10 protein-coding genes, 1 tRNA gene and 1 pseudogene are annotated in these 16,813 nt (G+C 60.8%); 10 read left to right on the top strand and 2 right to left on the bottom strand.

Translation table 11 applies throughout. From position 1 onward, the window contains the following. The first annotated feature begins 39 nt into the window (after positions 1 to 39). The 6 genes and pseudogenes from dnaG to Q9451_RS28825 all read left to right on the top strand — a co-directional run bounded on the left by dnaG (position 40) and on the right by Q9451_RS28825 (position 9,370). Entirely contained in the window at positions 40 to 2,022 is a 1,983-nt protein-coding gene (gene dnaG, locus Q9451_RS28800; protein WP_012270188.1) for a DNA primase, read from the top strand. A gap of 67 nt (positions 2,023 to 2,089) precedes the next feature. Continuing rightward, positions 2,090 to 3,940: an RNA polymerase sigma factor RpoD gene (gene rpoD, locus Q9451_RS28805; protein WP_012270187.1), complete on the top strand. Its 1,851-nt coding sequence runs from the start codon at positions 2,090 to 2,092 to the stop codon at positions 3,938 to 3,940. Between the two features lie 127 nt (positions 3,941 to 4,067). Continuing rightward, on the top strand, positions 4,068 to 7,811 hold the full coding sequence (locus Q9451_RS28810; protein ID WP_012270186.1) for a bifunctional diguanylate cyclase/phosphodiesterase: 3,744 nt from the start codon (positions 4,068 to 4,070) through the stop codon (positions 7,809 to 7,811). Between the two features lie 16 nt (positions 7,812 to 7,827). Next, positions 7,828 to 7,904: transfer RNA gene (locus Q9451_RS28815), tRNA-Ile, on the top strand. 125 nt (positions 7,905 to 8,029) lie between these two features. Next, positions 8,030 to 8,352, top strand: a pseudogene (locus Q9451_RS28820) (site-specific integrase); the annotation flags it as partial. 253 nt (positions 8,353 to 8,605) lie between these two features. Continuing rightward, complete coding sequence (locus Q9451_RS28825) at positions 8,606 to 9,370, top strand: hypothetical protein (protein ID WP_223296395.1); 765 nt, start codon at positions 8,606 to 8,608, stop codon at positions 9,368 to 9,370. Positions 9,371 to 9,660: 290 nt separating this feature from the next. Here the strand turns inward: Q9451_RS28825 and Q9451_RS28830 are convergent, their stop codons facing one another. After that, the gene (locus tag Q9451_RS28830) at positions 9,661 to 10,338 is read right to left on the bottom strand and encodes a hypothetical protein (RefSeq protein WP_012270183.1); all 678 of its coding nucleotides are present in this window, start codon (positions 10,336 to 10,338) and stop codon (positions 9,661 to 9,663) included. 179 nt (positions 10,339 to 10,517) lie between these two features. Further along, positions 10,518 to 11,072, bottom strand: a complete 555-nt coding sequence (locus tag Q9451_RS28835; RefSeq protein ID WP_012270182.1) for a serine acetyltransferase — start codon at positions 11,070 to 11,072, stop codon at positions 10,518 to 10,520. A gap of 134 nt (positions 11,073 to 11,206) precedes the next feature. Between Q9451_RS28835 and Q9451_RS28840 the strand changes: the two genes are divergently transcribed. The 4 genes from Q9451_RS28840 to pqqF all read left to right on the top strand — a co-directional run bounded on the left by Q9451_RS28840 (position 11,207) and on the right by pqqF (position 16,692). Further along, positions 11,207 to 11,668 (top strand): Lrp/AsnC family transcriptional regulator, encoded by a 462-nt coding sequence (locus Q9451_RS28840; protein WP_012270181.1) that lies wholly within the window; start codon positions 11,207 to 11,209, stop codon positions 11,666 to 11,668. 169 nt (positions 11,669 to 11,837) lie between these two features. Beyond that, the gene (locus Q9451_RS28845; RefSeq protein WP_012270180.1) at positions 11,838 to 13,520 is read left to right on the top strand and encodes an NAD(P)/FAD-dependent oxidoreductase; all 1,683 of its coding nucleotides are present in this window, start codon (positions 11,838 to 11,840) and stop codon (positions 13,518 to 13,520) included. A gap of 14 nt (positions 13,521 to 13,534) precedes the next feature. Further along, positions 13,535 to 14,329, top strand: coding sequence for a carbon-nitrogen hydrolase family protein (locus Q9451_RS28850; protein ID WP_012270179.1), 795 nt, complete (start codon positions 13,535 to 13,537; stop codon positions 14,327 to 14,329). A gap of 62 nt (positions 14,330 to 14,391) precedes the next feature. Next, entirely contained in the window at positions 14,392 to 16,692 is a 2,301-nt protein-coding gene (pqqF, locus tag Q9451_RS28855; protein WP_012270178.1) for a pyrroloquinoline quinone biosynthesis protein PqqF, read from the top strand. Positions 16,693 to 16,813 lie beyond the last annotated feature (121 nt).

Consider the following 16,813-nt stretch of genomic DNA (forward strand, 5'->3'; position numbering starts at 1 on the left):
AGCGATTAGACTTGCCAGTTGCCAGATGACGAGACTGCCATGGCCGGGCTGATTCCCCAGAGCTTCATTGACGACCTTATCAACCGCCTCGACATTGTCGACGTGGTGAGTTCGCGCGTCCAACTGAAAAAAACCGGCAAGAACTACTCCGCCTGCTGCCCGTTCCACAAGGAAAAGACCCCTTCCTTCACGGTCAGCCCCGACAAGCAGTTCTACTACTGCTTCGGCTGCGGCGCCGGTGGCAACGCCCTGGGTTTCGTCATGGACCACGACAACCTGGACTTCCCCCAGGCCGTCGAGGAGCTGGCCCGCGCCGCTGGCATGGAAGTGCCCCGCGAACAAGGCCGCCGCGACCAGAAGCCGCGCCAGCCCACCGATTCGCCGCTGTACCCGCTACTGGACGCTGCCTCGGAGTTCTACCGCCAGGCCCTGCGCAACCACCCGACCCGCAAGGCGGCGGTGGATTACCTCAAGGGCCGCGGCCTGTCCGGCGAGATTGCCCGCGATTTCGGCCTGGGTTTTGCCCCGCCCGGCTGGGACAACCTGCTCAAGCACCTGGGTGCCGACACCCTGCAGCAGAAAGTGATGATCGATGCCGGCCTGCTGATCGAGAACGCCGAAAGCGGCAAGCGCTACGACCGTTTCCGCGACCGGGTGATGTTCCCGATCCGCGACAGCCGCGGGCGCATCATCGCCTTCGGCGGCCGGGTACTCGGCGACGACAAGCCCAAGTACTTGAACTCCCCTGAAACCCCGGTGTTCCACAAGGGCCAGGAGCTGTACGGGCTGTACGAGGCACGCAAGCACAACCGCAACCTCGACGAGATCATCGTCGTCGAGGGCTACATGGACGTCATCGCCCTGGCCCAGCAAGGCCTGCGCAATGCCGTGGCCACCCTCGGCACCGCCACCAGCGAAGAGCACCTCAAGCGCCTGTTCCGCGTGGTGCCCAGCGTGTTGTTCTGCTTCGACGGCGACCAGGCCGGGCGCAAGGCCGCCTGGCGCGCACTGGAATCGGCCTTGCCGAACCTGCAGGATGGCCGCCGCGCACGTTTTCTGTTCCTGCCCGAAGGCGAGGACCCGGACAGCCTGGTACGCGCCGAAGGCACCGACGCCTTCATGGCCCGTATCAACCAGCACGCCCAGCCGCTGGCCGATTACTTCTTCGAGCAACTGAGCGTCGAAGCCGACCCACGCTCGCTGGAAGGCAAGGCACACATGGCGACCCTGGCGGCACCGTTGATCGAAAAGATCCCTGGCGCCAACCTGCGCCAGCTCATGCGCAACCGCCTGAAGGAAATCACCGGCCTCGACCCGCAGCAGGTCGAGCAACTGGCGCAACAAGCACCCACGGTTAGCAGCGTGCCGGACTACGACCCTGGCTACGACTACGACGCCATGGCCAGCTACACCCCCGATTACGGCGACATGCCGCAACACGACTTCGCCCCCGTTCATCAGGAGCAGGCCTGGAAGCCCAACAAGAGCGGCGGTAAGAAGCCATGGAGCGACAAGCCCTGGGACAAGAACCGCAAGGGTGGCAAGCCGTGGCAACAACGTGACGAAGCGCCACCCCGCGTGCCGGCGCCGGTCGAGCCACCAACCCTGGCCGCCCTGCGCACCCTTCTGCACCACCCGCTGCTGGCCGGCAGGGTAGAAGATGCCAGCCACTTCGCCGACGAAGAACACCTGTACAGCCAGCTGCTGGTGGCATTGATCGAAGCCGCACAGAAAAATCCTGGGCTAAGCTCAATGCAGTTGATCGCACGCTGGCATGGCACCGAGCAGGGTCGCCTGTTGCGGGCCCTGGCGGAAAAGGAATGGCTGATCGTGGCCGACAACCTTGAACAACAGTTTTTCGACACTATAACTAGCTTGTCCGCCCGCCAACGCGAGCGCAGCCTGGAACAACTGCTCAGGAAATCACGTCAAAGCGAATTGACCAGCGAGGAAAAAACCCAGCTCCTCGCCCTGCTGAGCCGGAATGTTCCCGCACAAACGCCGACCTCATCTGGCGCGTGAGGCCCATGCTCGGGTATAATCCTCGGCTTGTTTTTTGCCCGCCAAGACCTTCAGTGGATAGGGTGTTATGTCCGGAAAAGCGCAACAGCAGTCTCGTATCAAAGAGTTGATCACCCGCGGTCGTGAGCAGGGCTACCTGACTTACGCGGAGGTCAACGACCACCTGCCTGAGGATATTTCAGATCCGGAACAGGTGGAAGACATCATCCGCATGATCAACGACATGGGGATCAACGTATTCGAGAGTGCTCCGGATGCGGATGCCCTTCTGTTGGCGGAAGCCGACACCGACGAAGCCGCGGCCGAAGAAGCCGCTGCTGCGTTGGCGGCCGTTGAAACCGATATCGGCCGCACGACCGACCCGGTGCGCATGTACATGCGCGAAATGGGTACTGTCGAGCTGCTGACCCGTGAAGGCGAGATCGAAATCGCCAAGCGTATCGAGGAAGGCATTCGTGAAGTCATGGGCGCCATCGCCCACTTCCCGGGCACTGTCGATTACATTCTCGGCGAATATGACCGCGTCACCACCGAGGGTGGCCGCCTGTCCGACGTTCTCAGCGGCTACATCGACCCTGACGACAACATTGCTGCGCCGACCGAAGAAGTGCCGATCCCAGGCACCAAGGCCGCTGCTGCGAAGGAAGAGTCCGACGACGAAGAGGAAGAGTCCGAAAGCGGTGACGACGAGGAAGAGGCCGAGAGCGGCCCGGACCCGGTAGTCGCGGCTCAACGCTTCGGTGCGGTATCCGATCAACTTCAGGCAACCTCCAAGGTCCTGAAGAAAAACGGTCGTGGCCACAAGGAAAGCATCGAGGCCCTTCAGGCCCTGGCTGACCTGTTCATGCCGATCAAGCTTGTACCGAAGCAGTTCGAGGTACTGGTCGAGCGTGTACGTGACGCCCTGAACCGTCTGCGCCAGCAAGAACGCGCCATCATGCAGCTGTGCGTCCGTGACGCCCGCATGCCGCGTGCCGACTTCCTGCGCATGTTCCCGAGCAACGAAACCGACCAGACCTGGAGCGGTGACCTGGCCAAGCGCAACACCAAGTGGGCTGCTGCCCTGGGTGAAAAGGACGCAGCCATCGTCGCTTGCCAGCAGAAACTGATCGACCTTGAGACCGAAACCGGCTTGACCGTTGCCGAGATCAAGGAAATCAACCGTCGCATGTCGATCGGTGAAGCCAAGGCCCGCCGCGCCAAGAAAGAAATGGTCGAGGCGAACCTGCGTCTGGTGATCTCCATCGCCAAAAAGTACACCAACCGTGGCCTGCAGTTCCTCGACCTGATCCAGGAAGGCAACATCGGCTTGATGAAAGCGGTGGACAAGTTCGAATACCGCCGCGGCTACAAGTTCTCGACCTATGCCACCTGGTGGATCCGTCAGGCGATCACCCGCTCGATCGCCGACCAGGCACGCACCATCCGTATTCCGGTGCACATGATCGAGACGATCAACAAGCTCAACCGTATTTCCCGCCAGATGCTGCAGGAAATGGGTCGCGAACCGACCCCGGAAGAGCTGGGCGAGCGCATGGAAATGCCTGAGGACAAGATCCGCAAGGTACTGAAGATCGCCAAAGAGCCGATCTCCATGGAAACCCCGATCGGTGACGACGAAGATTCGCACCTGGGCGACTTCATCGAGGACTCGACCATGCAGTCCCCGATTGACGTGGCCACGGTCGAAAGCCTCAAGGAAGCCACCCGCGACGTGCTCTCGGGCCTGACCGCACGCGAAGCCAAGGTGCTGCGCATGCGTTTCGGTATCGACATGAACACCGACCACACCCTCGAAGAGGTGGGCAAGCAGTTTGACGTAACCCGTGAGCGGATTCGTCAGATCGAAGCGAAGGCGTTGCGCAAACTGCGCCACCCGACTCGCAGCGAGCACCTGCGCTCCTTCCTCGACGAGTGATGACAAAACCCCGGCCCAGGCCGGGGTTTTTCTTTAGCGGCCCGTAACATAAAGCCCGCCTTCCACAGCACACCTGCCGCAATGCCCGTCTACACTCGACTTCAGACCACCTGAATGCGAGGCTGCCATGCCCTTGAAGCCGGCCATTCTGTTGCTGCTCCTGATTTTATGGAACACAACGGCCGGCGCCCTGACCCTGACAGATGAGGAGAAAGCCTGGCTGGCTGCTCACCCGCAGTTGAGCCTGGGCGTAGACGCCTCTTGGCCACCGTTCGAGTTTCGCGACCAGGAGGGCCGGTACCAGGGATTGGCCGCCGATTACATCGCCACGATCCAGCAGCGCCTGGGCGTGACACTCAAGCCGGTCGAACCCAGCAGCTGGACCGAGGTACTGGCACAGGCACGGGAAAGCCGCATCGACCTGCTGCCCGGCATCATGTCCACCCCCGAACGCCAGGGCTATCTGGCCTTCACCCGCCCGTACCTCGACTTCCCCATTGTCATCCTGGCCCACAAAGGCGGCGCACAACCACGCAAGCTGGATGACCTGTACGGCCTGAAAATCGCCGTGGTCGAGAACTACGCCCCGCACGAGCTGCTGCGCACCCACCACCCCGACCTCAACCTGGTGGCGCTGCCCAATGTCAGCTCCACGCTGCAGGCCCTGGCCACCGACCAGGTGGACGCCGTGGTCGGCGACCTGGCTTCCAGCATCTGGAGCCTGCGCCAGCTCAAACTCGACGGCCTGTACGTCAGCGGCGAAACACCCTACCGCTACCAGCTGGCGATGGCCGTCCCCCGCGACAAGGCCGTGCTGGTCGGTATTCTCGACAAAGTGATGGCCGACATGAGCAGCAGCGAAATCAGCCAGATCCAGCAGCGCTGGGTGGGCAATGTAGTCGACCAGCGGATGTTCTGGTCTGACCTGCTGGTATATGGCTTGCCAACGGTGCTGTTACTGATGGCCGTGCTGGCCGTGGTCATCCGCATCAACCGCCGCCTCAGCTCGGAAATTTCCAGGCGCATCGCCCTGGAGCAAGAGCTGCGCAGCAGCGAATACCACTACCGAGGCCTTGTAGAGAGCCTGTCAGCCATCGCCTGGGAAGCCGATGCCAACGACTTCACCTACAGCTACGTTTCACCGCATGCCGAAGACCTGCTCGGCTACCCCTTGAGTGACTGGCTCCGGCCCGGCTTCTGGCGCAGCATCCTGCACCCAGAGGACGCCCTCTGGGCCCAGGCGTACTGCGACAGCGAAACCGCAGCCGGACGCGACCACAGCCTGGACTACCGAGTGATCCGCGCCGACGGCCAGCCCCTTTGGGTACGCAACATCGTCAGCATGATCGAACACGGCCACCAACCGGTGATGCGCGGCCTGATGATCGACATCAGCGAAACCAAGCACACCGAGGACGCCCTGCGCCTGTCCGAGCAGAAGTTCGCCTCGGTGTTCCAGCAATGCCCAGACATCCTGCTGATCGCCCGCCACAGCGATGGCTGCCTTCTGGAGGTGAACGAAGCCTTCGAAGAGCAGATCGGCCTGACCCAAAGCCAGGTGATTGGCCGTACCGCCACCGACCTGAACCTGTGGGGCGTCGAAGGCAGCGGCCTACGAGTGCTCGAACACCTGCACCAGGGCGGCATCCGTAACCTGGAAATGAGTTTCCGCCGCAGCAATGGCCAGCTGTTCACCGGCCTGACCTCGGCCGAAACCTTCGAACTCGACGGCACCCCCGCGCTGGTAGTGGCGGTGCGCGACATCAGCCAGCTCAAGGAAACCCAGCAACAGTTGCAAACCTCGGAAGAGAAATTCGCCAAAGCCTTCCACGCCTCCCCCGACGGCCTGCTGCTGTCGCGCCAGAGCGACGGTCTGCTGCTGGAGGTGAACGAGGGCTTCTGCCGCCTGACCGGCTATGACCTCAACCCGACCATCGACCAGACCTCGCTGGACCTGGGCATCTGGGTAGACCTCAACGAGCGCAAGCGCCTGGTCGAGCAGCTCAACCGCGACGGCTTCGTGCGTGATTTCACCTGCCACATCCGCCGCAGCGACGGGCAGATCCGCCTTTGCGAGCTGTCCGCCCGGCCCCTGCCGATTACCGGCGTCGACTGCATGCTGACCATCGCCCGCGACATCACCGAGCGCCACCTGATGCAGGAAAAACTGCAGCTGGCCGCCACCGTGTTCGAGAACACTGCCGAAGGCGTACTGATCACCGACATTGACCAGCACATCAGTGCTGTCAACCGCGCCTTCAGCGAAATCACCGGCTACAGCGAAATCGAAGCCCTCGGCCAGACCCCGCGCCTGCTCGCGTCCGGCCAGCACGACAGCGCCTTCTATGCGGCCATGTGGCACCAGCTGACCGACGAAGGGCACTGGCAGGGCGAGATCTACAACAAGCGCAAGAACGGCGAGCTTTACCCAAGCTGGCTGACCATCAGCGCCGTGCGCAACAGTGAACGCGAGATCACTCACTTCGTGGCGGTTTTCGCAGACATCTCCAGCATCAAGCACGCCCAGGCCAAACTCGACTATCAGGCCCACCATGACCCGCTGACCGGCTTGCCCAACCGCGCCCTGTTCGAGAACCGCCTGCAGGCTGTACTCACCTGCGCGCAAGTCTCCAACCGCCAGGGCGCGGTACTGTTCCTCGACCTCGACCGTTTCAAGCACATCAACGACAGCCTCGGCCACCCAGTCGGCGACCTGCTGCTTAAAGGCATCGCCCAGCGCCTGAAGGAGCAGGTGCGCGACGTCGACACCGTGGCCCGACTGGGCGGCGACGAGTTCATCATCCTGCTACCCGGCCTGCACAAGCCCAGTGATGCCAGTACCATCGCCAACAAGCTGCTGGCCTGTTTCGCCGCGCCGTTCCAGGCCGGTGAACACGAGTTCTTCACCAGCGCCAGCATCGGCATCAGCCTGTATCCACAGGACGGCACCGACGTTGCCACACTGATCCGCAACGCCGACGCCGCCATGTACCGCTCCAAGGCCAAAGGCCGCAACCGCGTCGAAGCGTACACCCGCGACCTCACCGCCCAGGCCAGCGAGCGCATCGCCTTGGAGCATGAACTGCGCCGCGCTGTCGAACGCAACGAAATGAGCCTGTGCTTCCAGCCCAAGCTCAGCCTCAAGACCCAGAAGCTGGTAGGCGCCGAGGCGCTGATCCGCTGGAGCCACCCAACCTTTGGGGAGGTGCCACCAGAGCACTTCATCCACCTGGCGGAAGAGAATGGCACCATTCTCCAACTCGGTGACTGGGTTCTGGAGCAAGCCTGCCGACAGATGCAGGCCTGGAAACAGCACTATCAACCCTTCGGCCCGCTGTCGATCAACCTTGCCGGCGCCCAGCTGCGCCACCCGCACCTGGCCCGGCGCATCGAACAGTTGCTAAAGCACTACCAGCTAAAGGCCGGTGACCTACAGCTGGAAATTACCGAGAACTTCATCATGAGCCAGGCAGAAGAGGCCCTGGCCGTGCTGTACCAGTTGAAGAAACTGGGCGTGCAACTGGCTATCGATGACTTCGGCACCGGCTATTCCTCGCTGAGCTACCTCAAACGCCTGCCGCTGGATATTCTCAAGATCGACAAGTCGTTCATCCGCGGCCTGCCCGACGACCCACACGATGCCGCCATCGCCCGCGCGATCATTGCCCTTGGCCGCAGCATGCAGCTGACGATCATTGCCGAAGGCGTGGAAAACCAGGCCCAGCAGCGTTTTCTGGCAGCGGAAGGGTGTGAGCAGATCCAGGGCTACATCGTCAGCCTGCCGCTGCCACCAGACGAGTTCGCGGCCGCGTTCCTTCGCATAGCACTATCAGATCTTTCAGATGGCACAGGTGCGAAACCCTCGTTATAATCCGGCCACTTACTGAGGGCCTATAGCTCAGTCGGTTAGAGCAGAGGACTCATAATCCTTTGGTCCACGGTTCGAGTCCGTGTGGGCCCACCAACCTTGAAGCCGCGTACTACGCGGCTTTCGTGTTTTTGGTGGAACCACCTCAGTACAGTCCTATGGTCTAAAGGTACAAATTAGGTACAGTGCGGCTTCGCTTGCACGCCTTTGGAGTCCTTCAGATGGCTACAATCGTCAAAAACCCTGCCGGCACCTGGAAGGCTGTCATCCGCAAAACCGGATGGCCGACCAACGCCAAAACCTTCCGCACCAAACGCGACGCCGAGGATTGGTCACGGCGCACCGAAGATGAAATGGTGCGGGGTGTGTATATCCAGCGCAGCGGGTCCGAGCGGCTGACACTCGAAAATGCGCTGCAGCGACATCTGCGCGAAGTCAGCCCTACCAAGAAGCCCACCGCGCAAAAGGCCGAGGCGACCAGGGAAAATATTCGCTCGCAGCTCTATCATCCGAGGTGATCGCCAACTATCGCGATACACGCCTGGGCTCCCTGAGGCTCGTAGGAATGAGAAACGCTATCGGGCACGGAGCGTCTTTCACAGCCCCAGGCAGTCGCGAATTGAACGAGCTAATTGATTACACAAGGTCGTTAATAACACAATATGCGGAATTAGTTATCGACCAGCTAAATACTTATGCTCTTCCTGATCCAGAACCAGAACCAGAACAAAACCAATTAATATCAAATTTAAATCCTCAGCTGACACTGGTAGAACACTCGAATGGTTAGGGAAAACTTGATAGATGCCTTCGTACAAGAACTGCTCGCAAAGAAAAACATGTCACCATCTGAAAGGTGCTCATACGAGATTTCTCAAATATTAAACAGCGCCGCGACCGAATGGGTTGATATAATGGATTTTGTCTGGAAAAGCCATTATACCATTACGCATGAGCAAGCTATTGAAGCAGAAAAAGTCACTCACTACTTTCCTGACATCGAAAAGCATGCAGAAATAATCGCCGCACGCGCGGCGATTCATAAGCGTCGATGGGACAACACCTATCCATATATGATTTCATCTGGCAACCTATTTTCTACGCTTTCACTATTCGAAGCTTATATTTTGCGGCTTGCAATCGCAACTGAACAAGCATCCGAAATCCAACTGTCATCCATAAATGGCGCGGGCGTCGAAAAAATATTCAATTACTTCAGGAAGCTAGGAATACCTCTTGAAACCATTGCAGTGCACGAGCCTATCAAGTGCGCACAGAAGATTCGAAATTGTCTAATGCATGCAGGCGGACTGCTTCAGCTATCAAAAGACGCCGACACAATTAGAACCATAGTAGAGCGGAAATCTTATCTCTGCAGTGAAGACAGAGGTCGTTACACAAAAAGCAGCGAAACAGAACTAGTGTCAATTAGATTTTACTTTGTTGGCGAGAAAGTCTCAATCGAGCATGATTATCCTCACCTGCTCTGCAATTACATCTCCCGCTACATCCAAATCTTAGGTGAAAAAATTCTGATTTGGCTGGAAGCTCAGAGAGCCTAGGCACGAACAGCTCAATACGGGCTGCAGGCCGTCGTGCTAGCTAATACCTGGGAGGGCTTCGAGGTACAATGGAGGTACACTGAAAAGATTCGCTGACTTACCTTAAATTTCGCTCAAATATCGCTGCGATGCTGGCTTAATGTTACTGTACCTTTTCTTGCTTACAGTAGATTTCTGCCACTATCACATGTAGCAAGCTAACTCTGATCCTTTAGTCCACGATTCAAGTTCGTGTGGGCCCACCAGATACGACAAAGCCGCGCAGTTGCGCGGCTTTTTTGTGCCAGACATCAATCTGCCCCGCAAATCACCAAGGCATCTTCAACCCGGCAACTCACGCGCTGCCCATCGTAGCCCCAATAGGTAGAAGGCAGCGGCCCACTTCCCACCGAGCTGCCATCCTCTTCGTACACATTGATGACTGCGTTCCACAAACTGGTCCGAGGCGTTTCGCTTGCGGGGTCCAGGCAGAGGATGTGAGTCAGCTGGAAACCATCCTCATCTTCATAACCTTGGTAACCCACTACCATCATCCAGTGCCCACCGCCGCCACTGAAGCGAACACCGACAATCGGAGCGCATTGGCTATCGATGGCATGCTCAACCTGCTCTACGATTTCCTTTTTACTGCCACTCACATACTCGGCACCGACACCGAGACCACTGAAGCAATCGACGAGCCGAATCATGTCTTTATGATCGGTACCACCAGAGACCAACGCCCCTAGATTGCGAATTTCGTTCCGAAACCGCCCTTCTCGACTGTTGCCATGCCACTGGTGCATTTCTGTAGCTTCGTCATACCGCATTACGCCCAACGTGATAAGCGCCATGACAACACTGTAGGGCCCACAAGCGCCATCCAGGCCGCCTTGGCGTAGATGCACCTGTTGGTCGTCATCGAAAGCACAGGTGACCGGCCCATCAGGCGAGACCATCAACCAGGGGCTTACCATCATCTTGTTCATTGCGAGTCCTTGTGCGAGAGCGTTCCCGGGTGGGTGGCGGCGGCAAAGATATCAACCAGCCACCATAGCGTCCAGGCGCCATCCGCCTCGCTAGCCAGTGCTAGAAGAACCCTTGGGAGCACTCCCACTCTGCCCCAACATCCACGGCGCCCACCGCTGCAAAAACTTTAATCTGATAACTACTGCGCACTCGGCCGCATCACTACCTGCCGCTGGTTGTAGAAGGTCATGCCAGCCGGAATATCCCGCGTAACCAGCGACATAGCGCCAATCACCACGTCGTCGCCAATATCGATGCGATCGGCAACAATGCAGCTATTGGCGCCCATGCTCACATTGTCGCCAATGCGCAGCGCGTATTCCTCCAGGCCAAGGGTCTTGATGCCGATCGAGCAGTTCTGCCGGATGAAGAAATTGCGCCCGATGCGCACGTGCCGGGTGATCACTACCCCCGGTAGGTGCGCGATGCGCAGGCCGGGCGCGATGTGTGCACCTATATCGATGTCCACAGCGTACTTGAGGTTTAGCCGCTGCTGCATGCGCCGGGCGTGACGCCGTGCCAGGCCACCATGGGCGTCGAGGTACTGGGCCAGGCGGTAGGCAAAGAGAAAACGCAGTTTGTTGTCCTTGCGGGCGCGGCGCAGCACGTTGAACAGCAAACTGATACGGCGTCCGGGCCTTTTCTTGTTGGAGACTTCCAGTCGCCAGCATTCGAGCAGGTGGTCGAGGTTCACACTGAGGTTCTCGTTGGACTAGCGCTTCATCATGCCGAAGGCAAAGTCATCGGGCCAGCCTGGTCAGCTGTGACGGCCCTTGCCCTCATCGGCATTGGCTGGCTAGGCTAGCGGGCCAACCGCAGAGACTCGCCATGTCGGATTCCCGCTCCATCACGCTGGATGAGATCGATCGCCAGCTGATTGCCCTGTTGCAGATCAACGCCCGCGAAAGCGTCGCCACCCTCGCCCGCCAGCTGGGCATCGCCCGCACCACGGTCAACTCGCGCCTGGAACGGCTGGAGAAGAACAAGGTCATTTCCGGCTATGGCGTACGCCTGGGCCAGAGTGTGATAGGCGGCGGGCTGCAGGCGTACGTGGGGATCAAGGTGCAGCCGCGTTCCGGCAAGGAAGTGGTGCGGCGCCTGAGTGCCATGGGGCAAGTGCAGCAGCTGTGTGCGGTAAGCGGAGAATTCGACTACGTGGCCTGGCTGCGTACGGACTCGCCCGAACAGCTTGACCAGTTGCTTGACCAGATCGGCAGTGTCGACGGCGTGGAGAAGACCACCACGTCGATCATTCTCAGTAGCAAGGTAGATCGCGGGCAGCCGCTCTGATTTCTAAGTCGTCGTAATGTATATGACGCATGTTATTCCGACGAAACAAACTACATTCAGACACCACTCTGCGCCTTAATTACGAAAACCCCACGCCCTAAAATGACCCCCAGGCATCTCCTATACTCAGGCTCCGCTCCCCGCGCAGCCTCTCTGGCAAGGTCACTTCATGAACAAGAAAAACCGCCACCCCGCCGACGGCAAGAAGCCGATCACCATCTTCGGCCCGGACTTCCCGTTCGCTTTCGACGACTGGTTGGAGCACCCCGCGGGCCTGGGCAGCATTCCGGTTGATCGCCAGGGTGAAGAAGTAGCCATCATAGGTGCCGGTATCGCCGGCCTGGTGGCGGCCTACGAGTTGATGAAGCTGGGCCTCAAACCGGTGGTGTACGAGGCTTCCAAGCTGGGTGGCCGGCTGCGCTCGCAAGCCTTCAACGGCACCGATGGGATCATCGCCGAATTGGGTGGCATGCGCTTCCCGGTGTCGTCCACGGCCTTCTATCACTACGTGGACAAGCTGGGCCTGGAAACCAAGCCTTTCCCCAACCCGCTGACCCCGGCCTCGGGCAGCACGGTGATCGACCTGGAAGGCCAGACCTACTACGCCGAAAAAACCAGCGACCTGCCCAAGCTGTTTCATGAAGTGGCCGATGCCTGGGCTGATGCGCTGGAAAGCGGCGCCCAGTTCGCCGAAATCCAGCAAGCCATCCGCGACCGCGACGTACCGCGCCTGAAGGCACTGTGGAACAAGCTGGTGCCGCTGTGGGACGACCGCACCTTCTACGACTTCGTCGCCACCTCGCGCTCGTTTGCCAAGCTGAGCTTCCAGCACCGCGAAGTGTTCGGCCAGGTCGGTTTCGGCACCGGTGGCTGGGATTCGGACTTCCCCAACTCGATGCTGGAAATTTTCCGCGTGGTGATGACCAACTGCGACGACCACCAGCACCTGGTGGTCGGCGGTGTGGAACAAGTGCCGCAAGGCATCTGGCGCCATGTACCGGAGCGCTGCGTGCATTGGCCGCAGGGCACCAGCCTGAGCACGTTGCACGGCGGCGCGCCGCGTACCGGGGTCAAGCGCATTGCCCGCGCTTCCGATGGACGCCTGGCGGTCACCGACAACTGGGGCGACACCCGCCACTACAGCGCGGTACTCGCCACCTGCCAGACCTGGCTGCTGACCACCCAGATCGACTGCGAGGAATCGCTGTTCTCGCAAAAAATGTGGATGGCCCTGGACCGCACCCGCTACATGCAGTCGTCGAAGACCTTCGTCATGGTCGACCGGCCGTTCTGGAAGGACAAGGACCCGGAAACCGGCCGCGACCTGATGAGCATGACCCTCACCGACCGGCTTACCCGCGGCACTTACCTGTTCGACAACGGTGACGACAAGCCGGGGGTGATCTGCCTGTCCTACGCCTGGATGAGCGATGCGCTGAAGATGCTGCCGCACCCGGTGGAAAAGCGCGTGCAGCTGGCCCTGGATGCGCTGAAGAAGATCTACCCGAAAACCGACATCGCAGGGCACATCATCGGCGACCCGATCACCATTTCCTGGGAAGCCGACCCGCACTTCCTTGGCGCTTTCAAGGGGGCGCTGCCGGGCCACTACCGCTACAACCAGCGCATGTACGCGCACTTCATGCAGCAGGACATGCCCGCCGAGCAGCGCGGCATGTTCATTGCCGGTGACGACGTGTCGTGGACCCCGGCCTGGGTGGAAGGCGCGGTGCAAACGTCGCTGAATGCGGTGTGGGGTATCATGAACCACTTCGGTGGCCACACCCACCCGGACAACCCCGGCCCAGGCGACGTGTTCGACGAAATCGGCCCGATCGCCCTGGCAGACTGAGACAAGGAGGCACCATGCGCATCGCTCTGTTCCAGGGTGCACCCAAGCCACTGGACGTGCCCGGCAACCTGCAACGGCTGCGCCACCAGGCGCAGCTGGCGGCCGAACGCGGCGCACAGTTGCTGGTGTGTCCGGAAATGTTCCTGACGGGCTACAACATCGGCCTGGCCCAGGTCGAGCGCCTGGCTGAAGCCGACGATGGCCCGGCGGCGATGGCGGTGGTAGAGATCGCCCAGGCGCAGCGCATCGCTATCGTCTATGGCTACCCCGAGCGCGGCGACGACGGGGCAATCTACAACAGCGTACAGTTGATCGATGCGCATGGCCGCAGCCTCAGCAACTACCGCAAGACCCACCTGTTCGGTGACCTGGACCGCTCGATGTTCAGCCCAGGCGCCGACCTGTCCCCGGTGGTGGAATTTGACGGTTGGAAAGTCGGCCTGCTGATCTGCTACGACATCGAGTTCCCGGAGAACGCTCGGCGCCTGGCGCTCGATGGCGCAGAGCTGATACTGGTGCCGACCGCGAACATGACGCCGTACGACTTTACCTGCCAGGTGACCGTGAGGGCGCGGGCGCAGGAGAACCAGTGTTACCTGGTGTATGCCAATTATTGCGGTGCGGAAGACGAGATTCACTACTGCGGGCAGAGCAGCCTCATCGGGCCGGATGGCAGTGTGCTAGCCATGGCCGGGCAGGATGAATGCCAGTTATTGGCGGAGCTTGAACATGATCAGGTGGTGCAGGGGCGCTTGGCGTTTCCTTATCTGAACGATTTGCGCCAGGAGCTTCACCTGCGTAAAGGCTGATAGCCCTTTCGCGGGCCCGCTACACAAATGGGTTAGCATGGACAGCAGCAACCGGAGCCCCCATGCCTGACGCCACCCGCCACCTCACCCTCGCCAACGGCCTGCAGCTTACCCTGCGCCATGCCCCGCGCCTGAAGCGCGCGGCCGCCGCATTGCGGGTGCACGCGGGTAGCCATGACGCGCCGGGAAAATGGCCAGGGCTGGCCCACTTCCTCGAGCACCTGTTCTTCCTCGGCACCCCGCGCTTCCCCCTGGACGATGGCCTGATGCGCTACGTGCAGGCCCTCGGTGGCCAGGTCAACGCCAGTACCCGTGAACGCACCACCGATTTTTTCTTCGAAGTCCCGCCTAATGCCTTGGCCGCAGGCCTCGAGCGCCTGTGCCAGATGCTGGCCGAGCCTGACCTGGGCATCGCGCGCCAACGCCGCGAGCGCGAAGTGATTCACGCCGAGTTCATCGCCTGGTCGCGCAACCCACAGGCCCAGCAGCAATTCGCCTTGCTGCAGACGCTGTCGCCCGCTCATCCGCTGAGCGCTTTTCATGCCGGCAACCGATACACCCTGGCCCTGCAGGACCCGGCCTTCCAGCAAGCGCTTGGGGGCTTTCACCGGCGCTTTTACCAAGGCGGCCAGATCGTCTTGAGCCTATGCGGCCCGCAACCGCTGGATGAACTGGAGCAACTGGGCCGGCAGCATGCTCAGCAGTTCGCCACGGGCACGCGAGTACCGCACCTTCAGCCACCGCCCCTGTCGGCAGCGACTATGCCACTGGCTTTTATCCACGAGCACCTTCCGGCAGGTGCCGAGCAGGCGCTGGAACTGCTGATTGCCTGCCTGAATGACAGCCGCCCAGGTACCTGGCTGGGTACACTGCGCGAGCGTGGCTGGCTGCAAGGTTTCAAGGCCGAAAAGCTGTATGCCTTCGCCGGGCAGTTGCTGTGGCACCTGGACCTGAAGCTCAGCGCCAACGCCTGCCCAGATGAAGCCAATGACCTGCTGCACGGTTGGTTCAATTTCATCCGACAAGCCGATCTCGCACAGCTGAACCGTGACTTCGGCTTGCTGCAGCACAGCGGCGAACGCAGTGCCAGCGCACTTGAACTGGCCCGCCGGGACAGTACCGGGTTGCCGTTCAGCCAGTTGGATACACAAGGTTTGCAGGCCCTTCGTGCCCTGCTGGATGACCTGCCATGCAGCAATCATGGGCAATGGCAGATACCCACGGTCGAGCCGTTGCTGATGGCTGACTTACCCACCGCCATGGCGCAGCCTCTACCGAACGCACTGAAGATCAGTGACCAGCTCCCCGGCACCCGCCAATATGCGGCACTCTACTTACGCTGGCACGTGCCTTCGCCTGTGCGCCAGCGCTTGCAGGGCGTGCTTGAACAGGCCCTCGCGCCGCTGCAGGAGCGATGTGAACGCGCCTCGGTGCAACTGCAATACACCACCGCAGGGGAATACTGGCAGTTGCGCTGCGCCGGGCTGCCGGCCGCGGTGCTGCGCGCAGTGCCGCAGGCCTTGGCTTTGATGCTCACCCCCCCTGCCAGTTGCTGGCTGCCCAGCGCGGCGCCGCCCCCGGCACTGATCCCTATCAGGGCCTTGCTCAAGCAACTGCCAGACACGGTGCTGCATACCCCGCCCACAGCGGCACCGGCCGGCACGCTGAAACAGCAGCAACTCGACAGCCTGTGGCAGCACGCAAACTGGCATGGCCTGGCTGCGGGCTTCGACGATGCCGCGCTGAACGCCTTGGCTACCGCGTTGCAGCACTGCCCCGGGCAAGGCGCACGGCCTGGCTCCCTGCCCACATGGGCCAACCGTCGCTGGCAGCATGCCGAAGTGGCTGGCAGCGAATATGCCCTGCTGCTGTTCTGCCCGCTGCCTCCCGCCAGCGAAGCCGCAGGCCGCCTGCTAGCGCAACTGCTGCAGGGGCCGGTTTACCAACGCCTGCGGGTAGAGTTGCAACTCGGCTACGCGGTGTTCAGCGCCTTTCGTCAGGTCGAGGGGGTCGGCGGTCTACTGTTCGGCGTGCAGTCCCCCCACACCGGCCAAGCGCAGGTCCTCGACCACCTGCTCGCCCTGTTGCGCCAGGGTGTCACCCTGGACCCGGCCGCCCGCCAAGCCCTGGCCGAGCAATTCGACGAGCCCGCCATGGCCAATGCCGACGTCGCCGAATGGGCGTGGCAGACACACCTGGCTACACAACCCGGCAGGCTGGATGCACTGCGCAGGACTATCCTGAACACGCGGCAGACGGATCTGGACCACCTGCTGAGCAACCTGCTCGACACAGGTTCCACTTGGCTATGCCTGGCCAACGCTGCCGCGCCAAACCCTTCCTGGCAAGGCGCTGCACGATGATTGTTACGCGAACTGCAACGGCGCTTTTCGAATAATTAACCTTTCGGTACAAATTTTTCTTGTAAGATAGCGCAATCCCAGTTTCAGGGAACTGCCGACGCGTGGCGGTACCCAAGTAGTA

This window comes from Pseudomonas sp. NY8896 (genome assembly GCF_039634505.1).

Coding starts and splice junctions, on each gene's coding strand:
- Q9451_RS28840 (WP_012270181.1), top strand. CDS start 11,207: ATGTCGGATTCCCGCTCCATCACGCTGGATGAGATCGATCGCCAGCTG.
- pqqF (WP_012270178.1), top strand. CDS start 14,392: ATGCCTGACGCCACCCGCCACCTCACCCTCGCCAACGGCCTGCAGCTT.
- Q9451_RS28810 (WP_012270186.1), top strand. CDS start 4,068: ATGCCCTTGAAGCCGGCCATTCTGTTGCTGCTCCTGATTTTATGGAAC.
- Q9451_RS28850 (WP_012270179.1), top strand. CDS start 13,535: ATGCGCATCGCTCTGTTCCAGGGTGCACCCAAGCCACTGGACGTGCCC.
- dnaG (WP_012270188.1), top strand. CDS start 40: ATGGCCGGGCTGATTCCCCAGAGCTTCATTGACGACCTTATCAACCGC.
- rpoD (WP_012270187.1), top strand. CDS start 2,090: ATGTCCGGAAAAGCGCAACAGCAGTCTCGTATCAAAGAGTTGATCACC.
- Q9451_RS28830 (WP_012270183.1), bottom strand. CDS start 10,338: ATGAACAAGATGATGGTAAGCCCCTGGTTGATGGTCTCGCCTGATGGG.
- Q9451_RS28845 (WP_012270180.1), top strand. CDS start 11,838: ATGAACAAGAAAAACCGCCACCCCGCCGACGGCAAGAAGCCGATCACC.